The following is a 22,483-nucleotide window of genomic DNA, read 5'->3' on the forward strand; positions in this document are numbered from 1 at the left end:
CCCCCGGCGTGAGGGTTACGCGTGCGCCGTCTCGTCCAGGACGACGCGGGTAACGCGCACCAGTTCGATACGGTATTCGGACACCTCAACGATATCGAACCGCAGGTGGTTGAGCTCAATGCTATCTCCCGCTACCGGCATCTGCCCGTAGTGGGCCAACAACAGCCCCGCCAGGGTGGCGTAGTCGGCAGTGGGGCTGACCAGGTCATCGCAGGCCAGCGCCTGTTCCAGCGAGTGCAGATCGGTTCCGCCCTTCACCAGCCAGCCGTCGCCTTCCGCCACGATGTCCGGCGTTTCGTCCTCGTCCGGGAATTCACCGGCAATCGCTTCCAGCACGTCCAGCGGCGTCACCAGCCCCTGCACCACGCCGAACTCATTGGTGACCACCACCAGACGCCCTTTGGCGCGGCGCAGCACCGCCAGCAGCTTGATGACGTCCATGGTTTCCGGCACCACGATCGGCGGCGTGCGGGCGGCGAACTCGGCGATATCTTCCCCTTGCTCCAGCGCTACCAGCAGATCCTTGGCGCGTACCACGCCGACGATCTCATCCACCGAATCGCGGCACACCGGGAACAGGCTGTGCGGCGTATCCAGCAGCTGTGCGCGCACCTCCTCGCGGGAGCGCTCGCAGTCGACCCAGGAAATGTCGGTGCGCGGCGTCATCACGCTGCGCAATGAACGCGAGGCCAGCGTCAACACGCCGCTAATCATATAGCGCTCTTCCGCCGCAAAGGTTTCATCCCGCGGCAAGGCGACCGCATCGTCCGTCTGCTGCGCACGCTGCTGCCCCATCAGGCGCATGATCGCTTCCGCGGTGCGCTCGCGCATCGGGCGACGCGCTTGATGCTTGATAAAGTTGCGGCGCGCGATCTGGTTGAACAATTCAATCAGAATCGAGAAGCCGATTGCGGCGTACAGGTAGCCTTTAGGAATGTGCAAACCGAAGCCTTCGGCGATCAGGCTCAGGCCGATCATCAACAGGAAGCTCAGGCACAGCACCACGATGGTCGGGTGCGCGTTGACGAAGTTGGTCAACGGCTTCGACGCCAACAGCATCACCGCCATCGCGATCACCACCGCCGCCATCATCACCGGCAGATCGTTCACCATGCCCACGGCGGTAATCACCGCATCGAGCGAAAATACCGCGTCGAGGATCACGATTTGCACCACCACCGCCCAGAACTTGGCGTAACCGCGGTTAGCGCCGTCTTGATGCGTCTGCCCTTCCAGCCGTTCATGCAGCTCCATGGTGGCCTTGAACAGCAGGAATACCCCGCCGAACAGCAGGATCAAATCGCGGCCGGAGAAGCTGAAATCGCCGACGCTGAACAGCGGCGTGGTCAGGGTTACCATCCAGGAGATCACCGACAGCAGGCCCAAACGCATCAGCAATGCCAGCGACAGGCCGATGATGCGCGCCTTATCGCGCTGCTTCGGCGGCAGCTTGTCGGCCAAAATGGCGATGAACACCAGGTTGTCGATGCCCAGCACGATTTCCAGCACCACCAGCGTCAGCAACCCCGCCCAAATAGAGGGGTCCATTAAAAATTCCATATCAGACTCCAGAGAAAAGTGGGAATGAGCGCACGCCGCTCAGACGTGACGATGCCGCCGCTGCATGGGTGCAGTCGACAATAGCAAGGTGACGGGATGGGATTGCCGGGAGATGGCCGAAGGGCCGAACAGCATATGCAACGCCAGCGGGTGGCGGGTGAAACCTGGAAAAACAGTAACTTCGGTGACAGTCCATAGGGAGGGCTGAGGCCCTTCACTCCTTAGTAATGAAAGAAGGAATTACTGTATCAGGATTTTTCTGGGGGACAAAGCGGCTTTTTCAACGGCGGTTTAGGATGACGCCCCCGTCATGTCATCTGCGACAGCTAAGATTTCTCCGAGCATTCAATAGCGGAGCAGCGTCACAAAAAATATTTTTTCACTCACTAAAATAAATGTCGCGTTCGTGAAGTATTGCGCACAGGCATTTGAAACTGCGTGAGAAATGTTAGGCGTGCGTTTCTTTTTTTCTACCATAATGTATCTGAACCGCGGAAGTGACTGCCAAGATGGCGCGGAGAAACGACACAAACCGCGCCTGGAGTTCAACGAGGAGGTAGCGAGTGGCAATAGCTATTATCATCGGCACACACGGGGCTGCAGCGGAACAACTGCTGAAAACGGCGGAGATGCTATTGGGCGAGCAGGACAACGTCGCCTTTATAGACTTCGTTCCCGGTGAGAATGCCGAGACGTTAATCGTCAAGTACAACGAGAAAATCAGTGGGTTGGATACCAGCGGCGGTGTGCTGTTCCTGGTGGATACCTGGGGCGGCAGCCCGTTCAACGCCGCCAGCCGCATTGCGGTCGACAAGGAAAACTATGAGGTCGTCACCGGGGTCAACATTCCGATGCTGGTGGAAACCTTCATGGCGCGGGACGACAACCCCGCCTTCGATGAACTGGTAGCGCTGGCGTTGGAAACCGGCCGCGAAGGCGTGAAAGCGCTGAAAAAACCGCAGGAAGAACCCGTAAAACCCGCAGCACCCGTCGCCAAAGCCGCTGCCCCTCAGGCGCCGCTGGGGCCGAATGACCACATGAAAATCGGCCTGGCGCGCATCGATGACCGCTTGATTCACGGCCAGGTCGCTACCCGCTGGACCAAAGAGACCAACGTCAGCCGCATTATCGTCGTCAGCGATGAAGTCGCCGCCGACCATGTGCGCAAAACCCTGCTGACCCAGGTCGCCCCGCCGGGCGTCACCGCCCACGTGGTGGACGTGGCGAAGGCCATCCGCGTCTGGAACAACCCGAAATACGCCAACGACCGCGTGATGCTGTTGTTTACCAACCCGACCGACGTCTTGCGTCTGGTGGAGGGCGGCGTGGATATTCAATCCGTCAATATCGGCGGCATGGCGTTCCGTCAGGGGAAAACCCAGGTGAACAACGCCGTTTCCGTCGATGAAAAAGATATCGAAGCGTTTAAGAAACTGAACGATCGCGGTATCGAGCTGGAGGTGCGTAAGGTCTCGTCCGACAGCCGGCTAAAAATGATGGACCTGATTAACAAACTCAATTAGTGGCGCCAGCCGCTGATTATTTTACTCAGAGCTTTTTTGGTCATAGGAGAAGTGCAATGGAGATCACCACTCTTCAGATTGTGCTGATATTTATCGTTGCCTGTATCGCCGGGATGGGTTCCGTCCTCGACGAGTTTCAGTTCCACCGTCCGCTGGTCGCCTGTACCCTGATCGGCTTCATTCTCGGCGATATGAAAACCGGCATCATTATCGGCGGTACGCTGGAAATGATCGCCCTGGGCTGGATGAACATCGGCGCGGCGGTCGCGCCGGATGCCGCCCTGGCGTCCATCATCTCGACCATTCTGGTCATCGCCGGCGGGCAAAGCGTCGGCGCCGGTATCGCCCTGGCCATTCCGCTGGCGGCGGCCGGCCAGGTGTTGACCATCATCGTGCGCACCCTCACCGTGGCCTTCCAGCACGCGGCGGACAGCGCGGCGGAGCGCGGCAGCCTGCGGGCCATCACCTGGATCCACATCGGCGCCCTGCTGCTGCAGGCGATGCGTATCGCCATCCCGGCGGTCATCGTCGCCATCTCGGTCGGCACCGCCGGGGTACACGCCCTGCTCAACTCGATCCCGGAAGTGGTCACCAGCGGCCTGAACATCGCCGGCGGCATGATCGTGGTGGTCGGTTACGCGATGGTGATTAACATGATGCGCGCCGGCTACCTGATGCCGTTCTTCTACCTGGGTTTCGTGACCGCCGCCTTCACCAACTTCAACCTGGTGGCGCTCGGCGTCATCGGCGTGGTGATGGCCGTGCTGTATATCCAGCTCAGCCCGAAATACAACAAGTCTCAGGTTGTCCAGGCCGGCCCGGCTAACGCGAACGATCTCGATAACGAACTCGACTAGGAATAGGTGAGAGAAATGGTTGATACAACTGCTCAAAAGAAACTCACGCCGGCCGATATTCGCGGCGTATTCCTGCGCTCGAACCTGTTCCAGGGTTCGTGGAACTTCGAACGCATGCAGGCGCTGGGTTTTTGCTTCTCGATGGTACCGGTGATCCGTCGCCTGTATCCGGAAAACAATGACGATCGCAAACAGGCGATCAAGCGCCACCTCGAGTTCTTCAACACCCACCCTTACGTGGCGGCGCCGGTGCTCGGCGTAACCATGGCGATGGAAGAGCAACGCGCGAACGGCGCGCCGATCGACGACGGCGCGATCAACGGCATCAAGGTCGGCCTGATGGGGCCGTTGGCCGGCGTCGGTGACCCGATTTTCTGGGGCACCGTGCGGCCGGTATTCGCCGCGCTCGGCGCCGGCATCGCCATGAGCGGCAGCCTGCTCGGGCCAATCCTGTTCTTCGTGCTGTTCAACCTGGTGCGGCTGCTGACCCGCTACTACGGCGTGGCCTACGGTTACCGTAAAGGGGTGGATATCGTCAACGACATGGGCGGCGGCTTCTTGCAGAAACTGACGGAAGGGGCGTCCATTCTCGGCCTGTTTGTCATGGGGGCGCTGGTCAACAAGTGGACGCACGTGAATATCCCGCTGGTGGTGTCCAAGATCACCGACCAGACCGGGCATACCAACGTGACCACGGTGCAGACCATCCTCGACCAACTGATGCCGGGCCTGGTGCCGTTGCTGCTGACCTTCGCCTGTATGTGGCTGCTGCGCAAGAAAGTCAACGCGCTGTGGATCATCATCGGCTTCTTCGTCATCGGTATCTTTGGCTATTGGATTGGCCTGCTGGGCCTGTAATCGTTCGAAACGGCCGGGGGGCAACCCCCGGCTTTTTTATGTGTGGAGCAAGAGATGTCACTGACCGACGCCGTACTGATGCTGTTTATCACCCTGCTGTTGCTGTACTCGCTGTATGACGAATTCGGCATGGATCTGCTGAAAGGCAAAACGCGCCTCAAGGTGCTGCTCAAACGCCGCCACCGCCTCGACAGCCTGATTTTCGTTGGCCTGATCGCCATTCTGATTTACCGCAATGTCACCGACAATGGTGCGGTATTAACCACCTACCTGCTTATTTCCTTGGCGCTGCTCGCTATCTATGTTTCTTATATTCGCGCTCCAAAGATGGTGTTTAAAGCGCAGGGTTTTTTCTTCGCCAATGTGTTTGTTGAATATAACCGCATTAAAGCCATGAATTTATCGGAGGACGGTATTCTGGCCATCGACCTGGAACAGCGCCGGCTGTTGGTTCAGGTGACACACCTGGACGACCTGGAGAAAATTTATCAATTTTTCGTTGATAATCAATAGATAAATAAATAACCGCTTTGTTACCGCTCAAACCTTGCGCGGCCTGTGGGTAATTAATGGGCTGCGTCACTTTCACTCTGACTATTATTTCCGCAACATTGTTACCCACGTCTACATTATATTCCCACATGAAATTAGATTAATGAAAACGAGTCTCAATTAAGCGCGAACATCACGCCAGAATAAAGTTGTCGGTGGCGGAAATAATATGGTATGGTTGCGCCGTCATTGGGGAGTAGCCGGTTTCTGGAGAATAAAACGCCAGAAACGCCCGTATCAACATACTCGTTTCGCCGTATGAAACGTGGTGCGGGCAGCCAGGTAAGGTTGGCGAGACCATAGACACGTAACTCCGTCGTTTGGTTGGGGGTGGGTTACGTGTATATGGAGCCACCCGGCCGAGGCTATTTCACATGAACCTTTCAGCAACACTCATTCTCGCTTTCGGCATGTCCATGGATGCTTTCGCCGCTTCGATCGGCAAAGGCGCCAGCCTGCATCAACCCCGTTTCCGCGAAGCGATCCGCACCGGCCTGATCTTCGGCGTGGTCGAAGCGATCACCCCGCTCATCGGTTGGGCCATCGGCCTGTTCGCCAGCCAATACATCATGGAATGGGACCACTGGGTCGCCTTCTCGCTGCTGTTCATTCTCGGCATGCGCATGATTGTCGAAGGGGTGCGCAACAAACCCGATGAAGAAGAGAAGGTCAAACGCCACGGCTTCTGGATCTTGGTGGCTACCGCTATCGCCACCAGCCTCGACGCCATGGCTATCGGCGTCGGCCTGGCCTTCCTGCAGGTCAATATCGTGCACACCGCCATGGCCATCGGTTGCGCCACCATGATCATGGCGACGCTGGGCATGATGATCGGCCGCTTTATCGGCCCGCTGCTGGGCAAACGCGCCGAGATCCTCGGCGGCGTGGTGCTGATCGGTATCGGCGTCAACATTCTGCTGGAGCATCTTGGCTACCTGGCCTGAGGCGCTCGCGCTACAAAAAAACCTGCCGCGGCAGGTTTTTTTGTTTCTGGGCTCACTGCGCCTGTTAAGCACGGCGCCGGTACAACGCCAGCACGAAATCCGTTTCGCACTCAAACTCGCCGCCGTGCGCCAGCCGCTGCTGCACCTCCGGCGTAGCGCGCCAGGCGAACGGTGTCATCTGCAGCAGGTTGGCGGCCTGTGCGCCCGGCAGGGCCATCGTATAGGCCAGCGCCTCTTTACGCTCGCACTCGAAACCGTCGAACTGTTCGTCCTGCTCGGCATGCAGCTGCACCTGCTGGTAGACCTGCTCTTTCAGCTGGTACAGATGACGCGGGCCCGGCGAAACCGTCACCACCACGCCGCCCGGCTTCACCACTCGCGCCAGCTCCGCCGCCTTGCAGGGCGCATAGATGCGCAACACCGCATCCAGCGCCCCGTCGGCGAACGGCAGGCGATGGCTGGAGGCGACGCAGAACGAGACCGCGGGATAACGCTTGGCAGCGTAGCGGATCGCCACCTTGGCGACGTCCAGCCCATAGACCGCCATATTGCGCGCCTGCGCCAGCCGTGCGGCCACGGCGGCGGTGTAATACCCTTCCCCACAGCCTATATCCAATAACGCGCCTGCATCGGCCGCCAGCGCCAAATCCAGCCACTCTGCCACCTGCTGTTGCAGCGGCTGATAAAAACCGCCGTCGAGAAACGCGCGCCGCGCCTGCATCATTTCCGCGCTGTCTCCCGGCTGCTTCGATCGCTTGTGCTGTACCGGCAGCAGATTGACGTAGCCTTCTTTGGCTTGATCGAACTGATGATTGCCGTCGCAACGCCAGCGTTGCGATGAGAAATGCAGCGGTTGATGACACAGAGGGCATTGATAAGACATGAATGGGCTTCCAGAAAGACAGGGCGCGGCCAGTCTAAAGAAGGCGTCGGCTCGATGCAAGGCGCATCCCCGCTCGCTTTCGCCGCCAACAACGCCTGGTCAAGCGGGGAAAAAGCTGGCTACACTGTGAGTCTGTTTTCTCACGCAGGTGAAAATAACTTATGAGCGATCGTTCCGCGCTGCTCGATGCGGTGCCCCACATTCAGCACGGCTTCGGCAGCAAACTCGCGCTGCTGCCGGGGCATCTGCTGCCCTACAGCGCCACGCTGCCGGAAAAGAAGCAGGTGCACGGCACCCGTATCGTCGAGGTGCTGCAACCGGCGCAGGTGTGCGGTGAAGCCGACGGCTTCTACACCCGCCAGCCCGGCATTCTGCTCGGCGTGCTGACGGCGGACTGTCTGCCGGTGCTGTTCAGCCGCCGCGACGGCGGCGCCATCGCCGCGGTTCATGCCGGCTGGCGCGGGTTGCTGGACGGCATTCTGGAACAGATGGCAGCGCGCATTCGCCAGGACGGCGACACCGCCGACTGGGTGGTCTCTATCGGCCCCGCCGCCGGCGCGTGCTGCTACGAAGTCGACGAAGCGCTGGTGGAGAATTTTAAACAGCGCCTGCCGCTGCCCGCCACGCTGATCAGCCCGCATTACCGGCATCTGGATCTGGCTGCGATTGCCGAACACAAGCTGGCGGCGCTGGGCTTCGCCGCCGTTGACCGCGCCGGCAGTTGCACCATCTGCACGCCCGACGTCGACCCGCAGCGGCCGCAGCGCTTCAAGTACACCAGCTATCGCCGCAACAGCCACCGGCGCGCGCAGGATCCGACGCATCCGGGGATCAAAGGCCGCAACCAGTATGCCGGCATCATCATCGCCGCCGGATGACGGAAACGAAAAAGCCCGCGCGGAGGCGGGCTTTTTGTACAGCTGACGCTGATTAGATAGCAGTAACGTTTACTGCAGATGGGCCTTTCTGGCCATCTTGGATTTCGAACTCAACGTTCTGGCCTTCAGCCAGGGTTTTGAAGCCGTTACCCTGGATTGCAGAGAAGTGTACGAACACGTCTTTGCTGCCGTCAGCCGGGGTGATGAAACCGAAACCTTTAGACTCGTTGAACCACTTAACTTGACCTTTGATCTTTGCCATCTTGAGTATTTCCTTTGGATTGTTTAAACCGCCCGTGGGCGTTACATAGACAAACTAGAGTCGTTACTGCTTGAGGCACTAAGATAAGGATCGGCAGAGAAGCGGTATTCAACGCTAACGTCTTTACTCAGAACTTCTTTACTGAAAATGCCACACATATACAGAACTGTACCTCGTTTTACCCAGATGCGTTATCACATACTCTGTATGCGATGGCAAGCCATTTTTAATCACTGAACGACATGTCGCACATATTTGAAACGGTCGAGCGCCGCATTTGCTTAAATAGCCCAAAAGATGTTGAAGCATCGGCTATTTTCTGCTTGCCAAAATCACTGCGCCAGACCCCGCATTCTGATAGCGTTTTAACAAAACTTTCATCGTTTTGACGCCTCTCCTTCTCGGCACTTTCGCTTTTTTGCCGCTTATAGCGTTAAAAAATTTGAATCTTTATGGAATGTCATATGCAACATTTGAATATCGATGAACGGGGGCCAATTTATTCAATGCTGCTCCGACCCTTTAGCGCCGGAAAGCGCAGTCATCGTCGGTTTTCAACCCTGCCGCCACAGGGTGAGAACCCCATCGCGTCGGAAGGCGCAAGTGAAGCGGGTACCGCGGGCAACGGTTGCATAAGCATGCAACCTCCAGACGCCTCTCCCGCTGGCCGGTTGTTTCATCCTAAATAATCCGAAAGCCACGAGTCTGAATAACCGGAATAATCTTATGAATAGCGAAAGTGTGGCATGGAATTAAATCTTGAAGATCGGGTGGTTATTTGAATCACCACCCGTGCTTATCGATTCTGCTAATTACCGCCACGCTTTCAAACCGTTGATCTTATTCTTTCCCCGGTACCGCAGGGCGAAGAGAGAACGCTTGCTGCGAGTCCTGCAACGCGATGCGCTCGCCAATCTTCAACGGGTGGAATTGATGCTGATCCAGCCCCGCCTCGCTCAGCGCCAGGTTCAACTGCTGCGGCGGCTCGTCGAGCGATTCATCCGCCAATTCGAATACCCCCCAATGGATGGGAATGGCGCGCGGCTGATTCAGCTCGCGATATAGCGCCACCGACTGCTGCGGATCCATATGCTGCTCCTGCATGAACCAGCGCGGCGCATAGGCGCCAATCGGCAGCGCCGCCACGTCGAACGGCCCCAGCCGTTGACCGATCTCCGCCAGCCGTTCCGAATAGCCGCTGTCGCCGGAAAAATAAAACCGCAGCGCCGGATGGTGGATCACCCAGCCGCACCACAACGAGCGATTGCGATCCCACAGCGTGCGCATGCTCCAGTGCCGCGCCGGCGTGGCGTAGACCGTCAGTTCGCCCAGCGACAGGCTCTGCCACCAGTCCAGTTCATGCACCTTCAGCCGATAGCGGCGAAACCAGCGCTTCAATCCGAGCGGCACGATAAACTCGGCCTGTGGAAAGCGCCGCGCCAGCTGCCGCACCGTGCGCCTGTCGAGATGATCATAATGATTATGGGAGATCAGCACCGCATCCACCGCCGGCAGTTGCCCCACCGTCAGCGGCGTCGGCGTTCTGCGCTTCGGGCCGTAGAAGCTCAGCGGCGATGCGCGTTCGGACAACACCGGGTCGATCAGGATATAGCGCCCGCCCAGCCGCAGCAGCATTGACGCATGCCCAAGCCACCAGATGCTGTCATCGCCGCCGCTGAGATCGGCGGGTTGCCACCAACGCTCGGTAAATTGCGCGTAGCCCTGCTGCGGCGGCCTGGGCAGCCCCTGCCGCTTGCGTTCATCCTGCCAACGCTGCAGGTCGCCCTCCTGGCGCTGCGAGGGTTCCGGGTTGCGAAATCCCTCCGGCGTGTGATGCGCCTTGGCCGCGTCGTAATAACGGTTGACTCTCTTCATCCTGCCTTTTCTCCCGACCTCTGCGCCCTGCACGGGCATGACTTTCAGTGTAACAAACCCGATGAAGCTCGCACTTTGTCAGCCGTGCGCTGCATCTCGGGACCTTTTGCCGTATGCTGTTGTCTCACTCCGGTGAGACAGCCAGGGCCGCCAAGAGCCCGTTAAGACTCTCTTAAGATCTTTGTGATTGACTTGTAGGGCATACAGAAAAGGAGAAGTTATGAGTCGTTCTACATCCCGCAAATCAGGCATCGGCCTGGGGCGCCGTATTCGCAGCGCGCTGCTGGCGCAGAAGCAATACTGGAAAATGTATTTCGCCATGAAGCTGCGCCGTCTGCGCGTACCTGCCCCGCTGGTGGTGCTGGGCGGTTCGCTGCTCGGATTCTTCATGCTGACCCTGCTGATGCTCAGCGTGGTCGCCATCGACGTGATCAGCACCCTGCTGCTGCTGTGTCGGAAACTGCTGGGGCGGGGGCATAGTGAGGGGCGCGCCTTTATGCCGCGCGGCTAACGAGAAAAGAAGCGGAGGCGCGCAATACGCCTCCGCAGCATACCGATTAACGCTTGGCGCCTTTACGGCGCGTCAGCATAAACCCGCACCACAGCACCGCAATCCACACCGGCATCAGCAACACCGAAATGCGGATCCCTTCGCTGAAATACATAATCACCAGAATCAGGCTGAGGAACGCCAGGCACAGGTAGTTGCCGAACGGGTACCACAGCGCCTTAAAGCTGGGAATGACGCCCTGGCGGTTCTTGGCGGCGCGGAATTTCAGGTGCGCCAGGCAGATCATCACCCAGTTGATCACCAACGTTGAAACCACCAGCGCCATCAGCAGCTCAAACGCCTTGCCGGGCATCAGGTAGTTAATCAGCACGCCGATCGAGGTAATCAACGCCGATAGCGCAATGGACAGCACCGGCACGCCGCGCTTGTTAACCCGCGTCAGCGCCTGCGGCGCATTGCCCTGGCTGGCCAGCCCGAACAACATGCGGCTGTTGGCATAAACGCCGCTGTTGTAGACCGACAGCGCGGCGGTCAGCACCACCACGTTGAGCACGGTCGCCACCAGATTGCTGTTCAGCGCATGGAAAATCAGCACGAACGGGCTGCCCCCCTCCACCACTTGCCCCCACGGATAGAGCGACAGCAGCACGGTCAGCGAGCCGATATAGAAGATCAGAATGCGGTACACCACCTGATTGGTGGCTTTGGGAATGCTGCGGCGCGGATCGGCGGCTTCCGCCGCGGTGATGCCGACCATTTCCAGGCCGCCGAACGAGAACATGATCACCGCCATCGCCATCACCAGCCCAGAGAAGCCGTGCGGCATAAAGCCGCCCTGCTGCCACAGGTTGGTGATGCTGGCCTGCGGGCCGCCGTTGCCGCTGACCAACAGCCAGGCGCCGAACACGATCATGCCGACAATCGCCACCACTTTGATGATGGCGAACCAGAATTCGGTTTCGCCGTACAGGCGCACGTTCACCAGGTTAATCAGGTTGATCAGCACGAAAAACAGCGCGGCGGAGGCCCAGGTGGGGATCTCCGGCCACCAGTACTGAATGTAGATGCCGACAGCGGTCAGTTCCGCCATGCCGACCAGAATGAACATCGCCCAATAGTTCCAGCCGGAAAGAAAGCCGGCGAAGTCGCCCCAATATTTATAGGCAAAGTGGCTGAACGATCCGGCGACCGGCTCCTCCACCACCATTTCGCCCAGCTGGCGCATGATTAAAAACGCGATAAAACCACCGATGGCGTAACCCAACAGCACGGCGGGGCCGGCCATTTTAATGGTTTGCGCAATGCCGAGAAATAAACCGGTACCGATGGCGCCCCCGAGGGCAATAAGCTGTATATGTCTGTTTTTTAAGCCGCGTTTTAGCGGAGTATCCTGATGCTGACCGCCCATCTTATCCTCATATGGCGTACACCCTTGCCGCTATCGGCCAAGATTTCACCAATCAATAAATGTATCTGCGGGCGGCTTTTTAACACTTAACCCCGTGAGCATCAAGGAGAAGCGCCCCGAGACGGCAGGCCGGAGCGCGATTTTTTAACCGTGAGAAAGCATGCAACGGTGGCGTTCAGCCAGGCATACCGCACAGTTTGGTCAGGTTGCGCGCGCCGATCATCAGCGTGGCGACATAGGATTGGCGACGCGTGACCACTTCCACCGCCACGCGATCGTTTTGATATTTTATCAGGTAGGTCGAGGGCCAGCCCTGACGGCGCTGGCCGAAGCTTTCGGCATGACGATCGATCGCCGCATGGGCAATCACCAGATGAGACAAGTTTTTATCACCTTTGATAATGCGCTTCATAAACAGCCTCCGCCAACGACAGCTCTGTTATTAGAAAAAGGAGAAACTCTTACCAATCACCGGTATTGTTCGACTCAGTTAGCCTGTCGGCTCATCAGGAAGCAGATCATCGCCGCGCGCAGCGGGCTGGCGCTGTCCGCCTGCCATTCACCGCCCTGGGTGCTCATGCGCGCCTGCCATTGCGGGCTGTCGCTTTGGTTATCGGGGTTCAGACTGATTTTGTTGGCGCAAATGATCGGCCAGGCATCGGAGGGATTCTTGCAGTAATCTTTACCTTTCACACCACCGTAGGGATACCACTTGTCCGGGTTCTCTCCGGTCAGCAGCGCGATGCTGCGGTTCACTTCGGCATCGCTTTCTTCGTACCATTTAATCATCGGCTTCATCCATCTTTCGTAAGGTTCGCGCTACATTACGATGTCTGTACGACAGTTTTATGACAGCGCCGCCGGTTTTCACATTATCTCTACTAATGCTTTGCCCCCTTTATCTTTCCTGAGCGCCTGCGTACACTTTTCTCTCTGTTCTGCGCCCAGGAAACGCATGCATGTTGACCGGCCTCAACCATCTGACGCTTGCCGTCAGCGATCTCGATCGCAGCTTCGATTTTTATCGTCATCTGTTGGGTTTTACCCCGCACGCCCGCTGGCAAGGCGGCGCCTATCTTTCATTGGGGTCATTGTGGCTATGCCTGTCGCTGGATGAAAGGCGCACGCAACAACACGAGCGCGATTACACCCATTACGCCTTCAGCGTAGCGCCGGAACATATTGAACAGGCCAGCCAGCGGTTGCGCCAGGCCGGCGTCGAAGAGTGGAAAAGCAATCGCAGCGAAGGCGAATCGCTTTATTTTCTCGATCCTGATGGGCATCAATTGGAGATCCATGCCAGCGATTTGGCCAGCCGCCTGGCGGCATGCCGGGAAAAACCTTATCAGGGCATGGTGTTTTACTGAGGCGCCCCGGCGGCAGCGCCAGCCGGAGCATCATGCTCAACGTTCGGGGATAAAACCTTTGAAATCCAGCGCGGGGCTGAGATCGTCGTCATCTGCAGCAGCGCCGTCAGTGCCAGCGCGGTGCGCCATACGCTTCAACAGCGCCGTTTGCTGACGCTGTTGCTCGGCAATCTCTTGCAGCAGGCGAATCTGCTCGTTGGCGCGCACGCTGGCGCGGTTCACCAGGAACCAAACCCACAGCCCGGCCAGCAACGCCACGGCGGCGAGGGCCAGCGACAACAGGCCGTTCTGGCCAAAACCTAAATCGTACATGAAAAACCCTATCTACTGCGACATTCAGGCCGCCATCTTAACACTCGCGGCGGCCGTGCGAACATCCCTGCCGAAAATTGCTTACCAGGGCACGAAGCGGGTCACCGAACAGATGCCCAACGCAAAATTTCCACCATCGTCGCAATAGCTGTCCAGCGCCAGCAGGTAGAAAAACAGGCAGGCAGCGACGGCCGTCATTATCACGAGGATTTTTTTTCGCAACAAATTTAGCAGCCTCATTGTTATCTGGGTAATCTATCGTGCATGTTATCACAGAGAAGTTAAACGAAGTTTAACTTTTCGTTTAGATTTCTGGCTATCGCCCGGTTTTCAGACTGTTACCCTTGCCCTCGCATGCGCGCCGTGGCTAGATGCTCCCTCAGGGACAACGAGGAAATGCGATGAGTAAATTGATTAAGTGGGTACTGGTGTTGGCGGTCATTTACGGCGGCTTTTTGATCTCGGGTTACGGCGTGCTGATCGGCAGCAACAAAAACGTTGGCGGGTTGGGATTGCAGTGCAAATACCTGACGGCGCGTAACGTGGCGATCGCCCAGTACGTGAATGGCGACAACGGTTTCATCGGCGTAGCCGACTGCCCGCTGTTCAAGAAAATCGAAACGGTGGTGGATTAACCGCCACCGCCCGACGCCGCCGCTCTGCGGCGGCCCCGCCTCAGTTGCGGGTAAACTTCATCTCGATCAGCGCAATCGCCTTGTCAATCGCTCGGCGGGTCACCGGATCGGCGCCAGCAGGGTGCGTGGAGAAATCGATGCTTTTGAGCTGACCCGCCATCTTGTCGCGCACTTCGGTCGGCGCAATCACGTCGATAACGTCCAGAATCTGTTTGATGACCAGTTGGCAAGCGACCAGATCGGAAGCCAATTCCTGCTCGTTGCTCAGCATGTCAGACATAATAACTTTCCTTCTTGATTCAAACGCCGCACAGAATAGCATGACGTCCGCGCCATTGCCCGCTCTCCCCGTCTTTTTCCCCCTTCTGCGCACCGCCGGGCAAAAGCCCGCGGCGGATTAGCCTATACTTGCAGCATGACGGTGGCAAAAACCACCCCCAAGCCACAACCAACAGGAGAAAGTTATGGCGAATCACAATGTGAAATCCTGGGCGACAGTGCGTGAAACTTCGGTGGAGATCGCCGAAGCCATTTTTGAACTGGCAGGGAACGACGAAGTGTTGGCGCAGAAAATCTGGGAAGAAGGCAGCGACGAAGCGCTGGAGAAAGCCTTTGCCAAAACCACCGCCGACCAGCTTTATTGGGGAGAGGAAACCGTCGAGCGGAAAAACGTTTGAGCGCCTGCGCAACAAAAAGCCCGGGTTTCTGACCCAGGCTTTCCCGATTGGCGTTCGCCCCGCTCAGCGGCGTGCAATATCTCTTGCTCTCACGGTTCTTCACCTCCCACACCTTCCGCGTTTTTCATGCTCATCACCGGCATCGCCATAAAAGCGCCGACGCCCACGATTACAACCAGAGTAATAATCACTGTCATTAACATGCGATCACCCCATCAACGTTGAGTTGTTACGGCTGACTCTGTTTTGGCGGTTACTTGCTGCGGCCTTCTTTGCGTCCCCCACCGAGGCGGTGACCGTCTCAGATTAGCCGTTTTTCCTTTCGGCTGACAAGCGGCGGTTACGCGGTTTTTCCGAATAATTGCCGCCCGACACCGGCGGCGTTTTTGTCCACGGCGGCAAGTTGTGTATACTTCACCGCTATGTAGGTCTCACACTGACGCACTGATGATACAAGAACACCACCTCTCATTGGTCTGCGCCCTCAGCAAATGGGTCGAAACTCACCTCGGACGAGTGATCCATCTCGAAGAGCTGGCCGAGTACTCCGGCTACTCGCTGTGGCACATGCAGAAGCTGTTCAAAGAAGCGACGGGAATTTCGCTCGGCAAATACATTCGCGAACGCCGTCTGGCCGGCGCGGTCTACCAACTGCGCAGCAGTGAAGCGTCGATCTTCGATATTGCCCTGGACTTTGGCTTCGGTTCACAGTCTCACTTCACGTACATGTTCAGAAAGCGTTTTAATATCACGCCCTATGATTTCCGCCAGGATTTGAGCGTCGATCTACATATCGATCCGCCGCTGCACGTCATTCATCAAAAATCCGCCTGAAGCCCGCCGCAAACCGGCGGGTTAACGCGCCGCCCATGCAGCCAGTATCGCGATCGCGGCCGGCAGCGCCTGCACCCACAGAATTTTGCGGCTGGCGGTCAGCCCGCCGAACACGCCGGCCGCCAACACGCACCCGAGAAAGAACAGCTGCAGCGCCATATCCCCACGCCAGTAGCTCCATGCCAACCCCACCGCCAGAAAGCCGTTGTACAACCCCTGATTGGCGGCCAGCACCTGGGTGGCGGCGGCGAACTCCGCCGTCGTGCCGAATGCGCGCCTGCCGAGTGGCGTACGCCACAGGAACATTTCCAGCACCAGGATATAAAGATGGAGCGCTGCGATGAGCAGCAGCAAAATATCGGCAAAGAGCTTCATGGGGATCCCGGTCGTTTATTGAAGATGTCATCAATTATAAACTCCGCCTCTCATCTTCCCACCGGCGGAGATAAAAAAACCCGCCGAGGCGGGTTTATGCAGGAGTCATTTTTTGAGGTTAGTTTAATACGGCGACCAACAATGCCGCGACAGAGGCCCAAAACAGCGCCGTGGCAACCACGACATGGGACAGTCTTGCACGATAGAGTACCTGGCTCATAATGACCTCACTGACATCTGACTAACGGGAGACAACCTTACTTCCTGAGGATTATCCTAAACTTCTTCTCGTTGTCATTATATGCGCCAGATCACTTTTCCGCCGATAAACCTTATATTGTCGTAAAGCTGGAGCCGCGATCACATTAATTGCGCCTTATTAGAGCGAAATAAGCCGAATAATCGCGGCGATTATATCCTAACGCTATCAAACATCGCTCCAGGGCAGGCGTGGCGCGGTCATGCGCTCACCAGAATAACCGCTAACCGCCGGGAAGCGCGGCGCCCCTTGTTCCCAATCATGCTGAGCCCGAGTAATTTCAGCCTTGCTATGGCCAACGAAATTCCACCAGATAAGGATCTCTTCGTTTAATGGCGCCCCACCGATTAATAATCCCCGGCTGCCCTTTTGCGCATTTAACCCAATAGAGTTATTCTTCATGCCCAAATAGGCGAACTCATCAGGTGAAAAAGTTTCACCATTAAGTTCAAATGCACCAATAAGGGGCAAAAAGCCGATTTCATAATCATCGCGCAGCGGCAATTCGATCCTCGCCGCTTCCTGCCATTCCAGGTCAATGGCGATTAATGGCGAAAGCGTAAACACCGGTGAACGGTAAGCGCCAAATTCCCCCACCAGCAAACGGTGATTCACGCCGTTATTCTGCCATTGCGGCAAGTCAGGATAATGATCGAAGCGTGGCGCCATGTCGGCATGTTCGGCCGGCAGCGCGATCCATAATTGTGCGGCATGCAATCGCCGTTGCTCACCCACCGACTGTTCGGTATGCGCAATGCCGCGCCCTGCGGTCATCAGATTAACCTGGCCCGGGCGAATCACCTGCTCGCTGCCGAGGCTGTCTCGGTGCAGCACCTCCCCCTCTATCATCCAGGTGAACGTTTGCAGCCCGATGTGCGGATGCGGCCCCACATCCATGCCGGGCGAGGTGCCGTTGAATACCGTCGGCCCGGCGTGATCGAGAAAACACCAGGCGCCGACGGTGCGCCGCTCCCGGGTTGGTAACGCGCGGTTGATCGGGATGCCCCCCACTTCTGCGTTACGCACGGCAATACGTTGTATCTGGCGCACGCCGTCAACGACAGGGCATTCGCGTGTAGGTGAAGAGAGCGTAGGACGTGACTGACTCATCGCAAAGACCTCCTGAATGGCGCCGATTCGCCAAGGGTAACCGCCCAAGCTTAACACAGGACCGCTTCCCCACAGAGCGGCGACGCTCAGGCGCAGTTGCGCGGTTCAGGACGCTTTGATATAGCAGCTCATGATGTCTATATCGTCCTGCGCGTGCCTGAGATCGGAGAAATAGGTCACGCCAAAGAGAATTGATACCACCAGCAGCACGGACACCAACAGGCCGATAATCGCCAGCAGTTTGGTCTCATCATGGAGATTAGGCTCCATTTTATCTCCCCTAGTTAATCGCGTCAGGTCACCCACAGCGTGACCGCCAGCGTAAAGATAATCAGTGAGCAGGACGCCACCGCCAACACGACGATCGCAAATTGCGCATCACCCAAGGTTTCTCGATAGTTTTTATCCGTTGAGGCGTTACGCTGTTGTTTCACTAAATCGGTTTCACTCGTTCAACTGCTGCATTGCTGTTTGACGGGGCAAAACATCCCCTCAGAATAAGGCGCCAACGTTGCCGCCTTGGTCGTTCCGGCTCAACCGGGGGATGACGCTATCAATTTTCCCCATCAGGGTCAACACCGCGCCTGCCGGCAAGCGAGCAGGTACACAGGGGAAATGTAACCGGCATCAAGATCGCAGGGAAATAAGAGACGCCTATTGCAGAGGACAAAAAAAAAGCCCGGTACGCAACCGGGCTATGGCAGACCGACGCGTTATTGCGGGATACGCAACACCTGCCCAGGATAAATCTTGTCCGGGCTCGACAGCATCGGCTTGTTGGCTTCGAAAATCTTGTTGTACTGATTGGCGTTGCCGTACATCTCTTTAGAGATGGCGCTCAGCGTATCGCCCTTCTTCACGGTATAGAAGCGGCTCTCGGCGTCGGGTTGCGTCACCGCCACCTTATCCTCCACGCCGCTGATGCCCGCCACGTTGCCGATAGCCACCAGGATCTTCTCTTTTAACTCCTGGCTGACGGCGTCACCGGTCACTACGGCTTTACCATCGATCACCTGCACATTGACTTTGTCGGTGTCCGGCAAGCCGCTCTTATTGAGATGCTCCTTGAGTTTGGCGCCTTGATCTTCGGCGGAGGCACTACCGGTGACTGTGTCCCACAGTTTTTCACCCGCTTCTTTGACGAAGTTAAACAAGCCCATATTCACTCCTTTTGATGGTTTCACTAATGCGTTTAAGTAAGGCTAGTTAAGCTTAGCATCGACAAAAGGATATGCCATCCGCTCACGGCGTCAGAAACGGTTAGAGTATTCCGAAAGTGTCGTCAACGGCGTTTCGGCGGCGATTAATCGCGCAATGATGCTGAAAAATCGCGCTTTTTTACCTACACTGTTGCAGACAGAGCAACTCGACGAAGGAGGCGTGCAACGATGTACGCATTGGTGATGTTTGTCTGTTATCTGGATGGTGGCTGCAGTGAAATGGTGGTCGACATATTGCGCGACGAGCCGCAATGCCTGGTCGCGATGAAGGAACAGAACTTGCGACACGCCGGCTGTTATCCCATGGAAGAGTTTATCGACGGCTTCTGGTTGCCAGCCAGCGAATATTCGGATTTTTAACGCCCTCCCCGCGCGACGCTGAGGAATTTCTGATTTCATCGGAAACTGCGTCTTCCTCCGAGGCATAAGGCCGCTGTTTTGCTAAATTGCGGCTCCCGAAGAAGAAAGAGACAGAGAAAGGTCATGCCAGCATCGGCTCACTCCAACGAGCAATATGAAACTCTGCTGCACGACGTCAGCCTAGCGTTAGGCGACGCAGTGTTGCAGTTAATCCAAAACCATAAAAAGGTCTCCGGCGGCAATATTCTTTCACAGTTGGTGAACGAAATAGAGCGTGAGCAGGATCAGCAACGTTTCGCCGCGCTGCGTTCCGCCATTGAGCTGGTCGGGCTGGCGCCCAAAGGCTGAGATCCCGATAAAACGAAGGCCGGGCTTGCGCCCCGCCTGAGGTGAATGACAAGCCTGATGACATTGCCAGGTTTACCGAAAACAGCATTTAAAATAAGGGAAATCAATTCATTGATTTTCGGTTGCTCACCACAAAGAAGGAAAACCACGCTTTTTCCGCCTTTGTCAACGAGCTAAGGCGGGGCTTGCGCCCCGCCTGATTACCAATCCCGACACAGGATGAAGGTAAGAGAATTGCAGATTAGAAGCGATACGTCAGGCTGACGGCAACAATATCATCGTTGGCCAGTTTCAGTTTGTTATCGTCGCTCAGCTGGTTGATTTGGTAATCAACGTAGGTGTACATATTTTTGTTGAAGTAGTAAGTCGCCCCCACTTCCACGTATTTCACCAGGTCGGCATCACCAATCCCTTCGATATCCTTGCCTTTGGACTGCACGTAAGCCACGGAAGGACGCAGACCGTTCTCGAATTGATACTGGGCCACAACTTCGAAGTTTTGCGTTTTATTGGCGAAACCGGAAGTGCCGTTGACGCTGATCGGCGTCATGTTGCGGGTTTCGGCATACATCGCAGCCAGGTAAACCTGGTTGGCATCGTATTTCACCGCGGTGGTCCATGCGGTGGCGCTGTCGCCTTTACCGTACTGCAGCGCTTTTTGAGCGCTGGTGCGGTTGGAGTCGGAGAACGCCGCCGCTACGCCGATGCCGGAACCGCCGATGTCCTGATAGTCCAGAGACAGGCCGTAACCATCGCCGTTTTGCTTGGTCACGCTGCGGCCGTCGCTATCGTTTTTACCCTGGTACTGCACCGCCAGATTCAGGCCGTCCACCAAACCGAAGAAATCACGGTTGCGGTAGGTGGCCAAACCGTTGGAACGGGCGGTCATAAAGTTATCGGTATAGCTGTAGGAGTCGCCGCCGAACTCCGGCAGCATGTCGGTGTAGGCCTCGGCGTCATAGACCACACCGTAGTTTCGGCCGTAGTCGAAAGAACCGTAGTTGCCGAATTTCAGCCCCGCGAAGCCCAGACGCGTTTTGGTGCCGGTAGTGCCCTGCGCTTCGTCGTGATTGGCCTGGACGTTGTATTCCCACTGGCCGTACCCGGTCAACTGATCATTGATTTGCGTTTCGCCTTTGAAGCCCAGGCGAACATAGGTCATATCACCGTCGTTGGATTTACTGTCGCTGAAATAATGCTTGGCGTTAACGCGGCCGTACAGGTCGAGTTTATTGCCATCCTTATTGTAGATTTCAGCCGCGTTGGCGAAGGAGGTGATCGCCCCGAGGGCGACAGCTAAGGCTAATACACTGCGTTTCATCATTTATTTTCCTAGATATTATAATTAGAACCCTGCCCGTCACGCCCATTTATAATTTGGGCTGTGATTTTATCTTTTGGTATTTTATGAGCACCCCTAATACGGGGGTGATGTGACATTAGCATCATGAATCAAAACTTAAAATCAAAAAGTTCATGAAACAACGAGGAGAAAGCATGTTTATTTGTAACTAAACATTACAAAACAAGCATCGCACAACCCATTGAATATACGAATATTTTGCCACATAAGTTATAACCAAAATGGTGCAACGCACCAATATGGTGCATTTAGGTTTCGTTTTGCGTGCTTTCTGCGCGATTCAAAAGTAACAATAAAATTAGCATGGTTATTAAAAGCGTTACTTATTTCACATTTTTGTCTTAACATATTCACCAGGCAATTAAGACTTTCAGCTAATCATCTGACACCGCCTTTTATTCATTCACATAAGGGAATCTCTTCAGAACGAATAAAATTCGCCTTACGGCAATTAAAATAGCGGGAAATAGCAGACTAAAATAATGAAGGGAATAACGGCAGCGCGCTGAGGGCGCCGCCGTGGATAAATCAATACAGCGTAGAACGGGAAACTTCGCTCAACAACATACCGGCACGCAGGCCCAACGCCACACCGGGGTTAGGGAACAGTATCCACGCCCCCTCCTGGCCCACGCGATACTCCTCCTGCGGCTGCTCGCACAGCAACATCCCCGGTTTCAGCTCGGTGAAGTTGGCCGTGTCATCGTCCAGGTGCAGCTTGAAATCTTCGCTGTGCTTGATCAACGAGTGCATCACACGGAAAACCCGAATCTCGGCGCCCGCACGCATCGGCAGGGGCCCTTCGCTGACCGCCGCCCGCAGCGCGCGATCGATGGCGGCGAACTGCTGCAGATCGTTACTGCCGAACGGCCGCGCCTTGCCCAACTCGAGCGTACAGCTCGCCGCATTGAGATGTTCGCTGGAATAGTGGCTAAAGGTACCGCCCGGCGCGCTGTGCACCACCAGCGCATCCAGATCGGCGGCATCCAGCAGCTGCAACATCGGCTCGCTGTACGGGCGTTTCTGGAAGGGCAGAATGCCGAAGCGCGGCAAACGCGATTCACGGATGGCGGTGTGCAAATCGTAGTGGAAACGCGCCGCCTGCTCGCCATCGAAAAAGGCGGCGAGCGCACGCTCCAACTGCTGCGCACGCACGGTTTCGCCGCTGGCGGCGAAGTTGCGGTAGCGGCCGCCGAACATGCGGTTCATATCGCTGTGCAGATAACGCTTGCCGGCCCGCATCGCCGCCGGGTTACCCAGCACCACCAACAGCCGCACCTTCAGCGGCAACCGGCCGGCCAGCAGATCGCCGACCAGCTGATTGAGCAGTTCAATCGGCGCGGTTTCGTTGCCGTGCACGCCCGCCGACATCACCATCGCCTGGCGGTAAGGCTGCCGCGGCGTGAGCTCCAGCCCCCCTTCCCCCTGCCAGCGCCAGCGCAGCTGTGGTGTTTCACCCTGCCATTCGACGGGTTCGTTCCCTTCCAGCGTCAGGGGCAGTAGATCGACCAT

General features: G+C 56.8%; 31 protein-coding genes and 1 riboswitch. Of the genes, 13 read left to right on the plus strand and 18 right to left on the minus strand.

Features of this window, described 5'->3' with window-relative positions:
* Nucleotides 1-15: 15 nt before the first annotated feature.
* Nucleotides 16-1,560, minus strand: a complete 1,545-nt coding sequence (locus REA38_RS10460) for a TerC family protein (RefSeq protein ID WP_033634886.1) — start codon at nucleotides 1,558-1,560, stop codon at nucleotides 16-18.
* 563 nt (nucleotides 1,561-2,123) lie between these two features.
* Between REA38_RS10460 and manX the strand changes: the two genes are divergently transcribed.
* From manX to mntP, 5 genes are all read left to right on the plus strand, one after another.
* Complete coding sequence (gene manX / locus REA38_RS10465) at nucleotides 2,124-3,083, plus strand: PTS mannose transporter subunit IIAB (protein ID WP_101427026.1); 960 nt, start codon at nucleotides 2,124-2,126, stop codon at nucleotides 3,081-3,083.
* A gap of 56 nt (nucleotides 3,084-3,139) precedes the next feature.
* Nucleotides 3,140-3,940, plus strand: coding sequence for a PTS mannose/fructose/sorbose transporter subunit IIC (locus tag REA38_RS10470; RefSeq protein ID WP_033634888.1), 801 nt, complete (start codon nucleotides 3,140-3,142; stop codon nucleotides 3,938-3,940).
* Between the two features lie 15 nt (nucleotides 3,941-3,955).
* Nucleotides 3,956-4,798 (plus strand): PTS mannose transporter subunit IID, encoded by an 843-nt coding sequence (locus tag REA38_RS10475; RefSeq protein ID WP_033634889.1) that lies wholly within the window; start codon nucleotides 3,956-3,958, stop codon nucleotides 4,796-4,798.
* Nucleotides 4,799-4,852: 54 nt separating this feature from the next.
* On the plus strand, nucleotides 4,853-5,311 hold the full coding sequence (locus REA38_RS10480) for a DUF986 family protein (protein WP_033647681.1): 459 nt from the start codon (nucleotides 4,853-4,855) through the stop codon (nucleotides 5,309-5,311).
* A 218-nt stretch (nucleotides 5,312-5,529) separates the two neighbouring features.
* A riboswitch (yybP-ykoY riboswitch) is annotated at nucleotides 5,530-5,717 on the plus strand.
* A 7-nt stretch (nucleotides 5,718-5,724) separates the two neighbouring features.
* Nucleotides 5,725-6,294: a manganese efflux pump MntP gene (gene mntP, locus REA38_RS10485; protein ID WP_033647683.1), complete on the plus strand. Its 570-nt coding sequence runs from the start codon at nucleotides 5,725-5,727 to the stop codon at nucleotides 6,292-6,294.
* 64 nt (nucleotides 6,295-6,358) lie between these two features.
* Here the strand turns inward: mntP and rlmA are convergent, their stop codons facing one another.
* Nucleotides 6,359-7,177 carry a 23S rRNA (guanine(745)-N(1))-methyltransferase gene (rlmA, locus tag REA38_RS10490; protein ID WP_033654426.1) on the minus strand — a complete coding sequence of 273 codons (819 nt, stop codon included), beginning with the start codon at nucleotides 7,175-7,177 and terminating at the stop codon, nucleotides 6,359-6,361.
* A 161-nt stretch (nucleotides 7,178-7,338) separates the two neighbouring features.
* Between rlmA and REA38_RS10495 the strand changes: the two genes are divergently transcribed.
* Nucleotides 7,339-8,055, plus strand: a complete 717-nt coding sequence (locus REA38_RS10495) for a polyphenol oxidase family protein (protein ID WP_172904719.1) — start codon at nucleotides 7,339-7,341, stop codon at nucleotides 8,053-8,055.
* Nucleotides 8,056-8,107: 52 nt separating this feature from the next.
* Here REA38_RS10495 and cspE read toward each other — a convergent pair whose 3' ends face one another.
* The 3 genes from cspE to REA38_RS10510 form a co-directional block, all read right to left on the minus strand.
* On the minus strand, nucleotides 8,108-8,317 hold the full coding sequence (gene cspE / locus REA38_RS10500) for a transcription antiterminator/RNA stability regulator CspE (protein ID WP_002221949.1): 210 nt from the start codon (nucleotides 8,315-8,317) through the stop codon (nucleotides 8,108-8,110).
* A 41-nt stretch (nucleotides 8,318-8,358) separates the two neighbouring features.
* Nucleotides 8,359-8,475, minus strand: coding sequence for a DUF2627 domain-containing protein (locus tag REA38_RS10505; RefSeq protein ID WP_002211058.1), 117 nt, complete (start codon nucleotides 8,473-8,475; stop codon nucleotides 8,359-8,361).
* 682 nt (nucleotides 8,476-9,157) lie between these two features.
* Complete coding sequence (locus tag REA38_RS10510; protein WP_308885835.1) at nucleotides 9,158-10,192, minus strand: MBL fold metallo-hydrolase; 1,035 nt, start codon at nucleotides 10,190-10,192, stop codon at nucleotides 9,158-9,160.
* Between the two features lie 220 nt (nucleotides 10,193-10,412).
* Between REA38_RS10510 and REA38_RS10515 the strand changes: the two genes are divergently transcribed.
* Nucleotides 10,413-10,703, plus strand: coding sequence for a hypothetical protein (locus tag REA38_RS10515; protein WP_033647690.1), 291 nt, complete (start codon nucleotides 10,413-10,415; stop codon nucleotides 10,701-10,703).
* Nucleotides 10,704-10,749: 46 nt separating this feature from the next.
* Here the strand turns inward: REA38_RS10515 and REA38_RS10520 are convergent, their stop codons facing one another.
* The 3 genes from REA38_RS10520 to REA38_RS10530 all read right to left on the minus strand — a co-directional run bounded on the left by REA38_RS10520 (nucleotide 10,750) and on the right by REA38_RS10530 (nucleotide 12,900).
* Nucleotides 10,750-12,111, minus strand: coding sequence for an amino acid permease (locus REA38_RS10520; protein WP_033634896.1), 1,362 nt, complete (start codon nucleotides 12,109-12,111; stop codon nucleotides 10,750-10,752).
* Nucleotides 12,112-12,286: 175 nt separating this feature from the next.
* Nucleotides 12,287-12,523, minus strand: a complete 237-nt coding sequence (locus REA38_RS10525) for a DUF4060 family protein (protein WP_025303167.1) — start codon at nucleotides 12,521-12,523, stop codon at nucleotides 12,287-12,289.
* A gap of 74 nt (nucleotides 12,524-12,597) precedes the next feature.
* On the minus strand, nucleotides 12,598-12,900 hold the full coding sequence (locus REA38_RS10530; RefSeq protein ID WP_004927682.1) for a phage protein NinX family protein: 303 nt from the start codon (nucleotides 12,898-12,900) through the stop codon (nucleotides 12,598-12,600).
* A gap of 170 nt (nucleotides 12,901-13,070) precedes the next feature.
* Between REA38_RS10530 and fos the strand changes: the two genes are divergently transcribed.
* Complete coding sequence (fos, locus tag REA38_RS10535; protein ID WP_308885836.1) at nucleotides 13,071-13,478, plus strand: fosfomycin resistance glutathione transferase; 408 nt, start codon at nucleotides 13,071-13,073, stop codon at nucleotides 13,476-13,478.
* 36 nt (nucleotides 13,479-13,514) lie between these two features.
* Here fos and REA38_RS10540 read toward each other — a convergent pair whose 3' ends face one another.
* On the minus strand, nucleotides 13,515-13,790 hold the full coding sequence (locus REA38_RS10540; protein WP_033647694.1) for a YebO family protein: 276 nt from the start codon (nucleotides 13,788-13,790) through the stop codon (nucleotides 13,515-13,517).
* 81 nt (nucleotides 13,791-13,871) lie between these two features.
* Nucleotides 13,872-14,030: a PhoP/PhoQ regulator MgrB gene (locus REA38_RS10545; RefSeq protein ID WP_004927688.1), complete on the minus strand. Its 159-nt coding sequence runs from the start codon at nucleotides 14,028-14,030 to the stop codon at nucleotides 13,872-13,874.
* A gap of 161 nt (nucleotides 14,031-14,191) precedes the next feature.
* Between REA38_RS10545 and REA38_RS10550 the strand changes: the two genes are divergently transcribed.
* The gene (locus REA38_RS10550) at nucleotides 14,192-14,425 is read left to right on the plus strand and encodes a YobH family protein (protein ID WP_004927690.1); all 234 of its coding nucleotides are present in this window, start codon (nucleotides 14,192-14,194) and stop codon (nucleotides 14,423-14,425) included.
* Nucleotides 14,426-14,465: 40 nt separating this feature from the next.
* On the opposite strand, the gene REA38_RS10555 is transcribed toward REA38_RS10550, so the two are convergent.
* A complete protein-coding gene (locus REA38_RS10555; RefSeq protein WP_004927692.1) occupies nucleotides 14,466-14,705 on the minus strand; it encodes a DUF2766 family protein in 240 nt (79 codons plus the stop codon).
* Between the two features lie 184 nt (nucleotides 14,706-14,889).
* On the opposite strand from REA38_RS10555, the gene REA38_RS10560 reads away from it, so the two are divergent.
* Nucleotides 14,890-15,102 (plus strand): YccJ family protein, encoded by a 213-nt coding sequence (locus REA38_RS10560; RefSeq protein ID WP_004927694.1) that lies wholly within the window; start codon nucleotides 14,890-14,892, stop codon nucleotides 15,100-15,102.
* Nucleotides 15,103-15,549: 447 nt separating this feature from the next.
* Nucleotides 15,550-15,936 (plus strand): helix-turn-helix domain-containing protein, encoded by a 387-nt coding sequence (locus tag REA38_RS10565; RefSeq protein ID WP_004927697.1) that lies wholly within the window; start codon nucleotides 15,550-15,552, stop codon nucleotides 15,934-15,936.
* A 21-nt stretch (nucleotides 15,937-15,957) separates the two neighbouring features.
* On the opposite strand, the gene REA38_RS10570 is transcribed toward REA38_RS10565, so the two are convergent.
* From REA38_RS10570 to lysM, 5 genes are all read right to left on the minus strand, one after another.
* On the minus strand, nucleotides 15,958-16,311 hold the full coding sequence (locus tag REA38_RS10570; protein ID WP_060451630.1) for a DUF1304 domain-containing protein: 354 nt from the start codon (nucleotides 16,309-16,311) through the stop codon (nucleotides 15,958-15,960).
* 427 nt (nucleotides 16,312-16,738) lie between these two features.
* Nucleotides 16,739-17,680, minus strand: coding sequence for a pirin family protein (locus tag REA38_RS10575; protein WP_308885837.1), 942 nt, complete (start codon nucleotides 17,678-17,680; stop codon nucleotides 16,739-16,741).
* 105 nt (nucleotides 17,681-17,785) lie between these two features.
* The gene (locus REA38_RS10580) at nucleotides 17,786-17,950 is read right to left on the minus strand and encodes a hypothetical protein (RefSeq protein WP_162846224.1); all 165 of its coding nucleotides are present in this window, start codon (nucleotides 17,948-17,950) and stop codon (nucleotides 17,786-17,788) included.
* A gap of 23 nt (nucleotides 17,951-17,973) precedes the next feature.
* Nucleotides 17,974-18,114, minus strand: coding sequence for a hypothetical protein (locus tag REA38_RS10585; protein ID WP_162846225.1), 141 nt, complete (start codon nucleotides 18,112-18,114; stop codon nucleotides 17,974-17,976).
* 279 nt (nucleotides 18,115-18,393) lie between these two features.
* Nucleotides 18,394-18,840 (minus strand): peptidoglycan-binding protein LysM, encoded by a 447-nt coding sequence (lysM, locus tag REA38_RS10590; protein WP_308885838.1) that lies wholly within the window; start codon nucleotides 18,838-18,840, stop codon nucleotides 18,394-18,396.
* Nucleotides 18,841-19,068: 228 nt separating this feature from the next.
* Between lysM and REA38_RS10595 the strand changes: the two genes are divergently transcribed.
* The gene (locus tag REA38_RS10595; RefSeq protein ID WP_004934567.1) at nucleotides 19,069-19,260 is read left to right on the plus strand and encodes a YebW family protein; all 192 of its coding nucleotides are present in this window, start codon (nucleotides 19,069-19,071) and stop codon (nucleotides 19,258-19,260) included.
* A 123-nt stretch (nucleotides 19,261-19,383) separates the two neighbouring features.
* Nucleotides 19,384-19,608 carry a biofilm development regulator YmgB/AriR family protein gene (locus tag REA38_RS10600; RefSeq protein WP_033634903.1) on the plus strand — a complete coding sequence of 75 codons (225 nt, stop codon included), beginning with the start codon at nucleotides 19,384-19,386 and terminating at the stop codon, nucleotides 19,606-19,608.
* A 241-nt stretch (nucleotides 19,609-19,849) separates the two neighbouring features.
* Here REA38_RS10600 and ompC read toward each other — a convergent pair whose 3' ends face one another.
* A complete protein-coding gene (gene ompC / locus REA38_RS10605; protein WP_308325800.1) occupies nucleotides 19,850-20,932 on the minus strand; it encodes a porin OmpC in 1,083 nt (360 codons plus the stop codon).
* Between the two features lie 567 nt (nucleotides 20,933-21,499).
* On the minus strand, nucleotides 21,500-22,483 hold the full coding sequence (astE, locus tag REA38_RS10610; RefSeq protein ID WP_308885839.1) for a succinylglutamate desuccinylase: 984 nt from the start codon (nucleotides 22,481-22,483) through the stop codon (nucleotides 21,500-21,502).

It is taken from the genome of Serratia sp. MF1(2023), from assembly GCF_030954545.1.
Classification (GTDB): Bacteria; Pseudomonadota; Gammaproteobacteria; order Enterobacterales; family Enterobacteriaceae; genus Serratia; species Serratia sarumanii.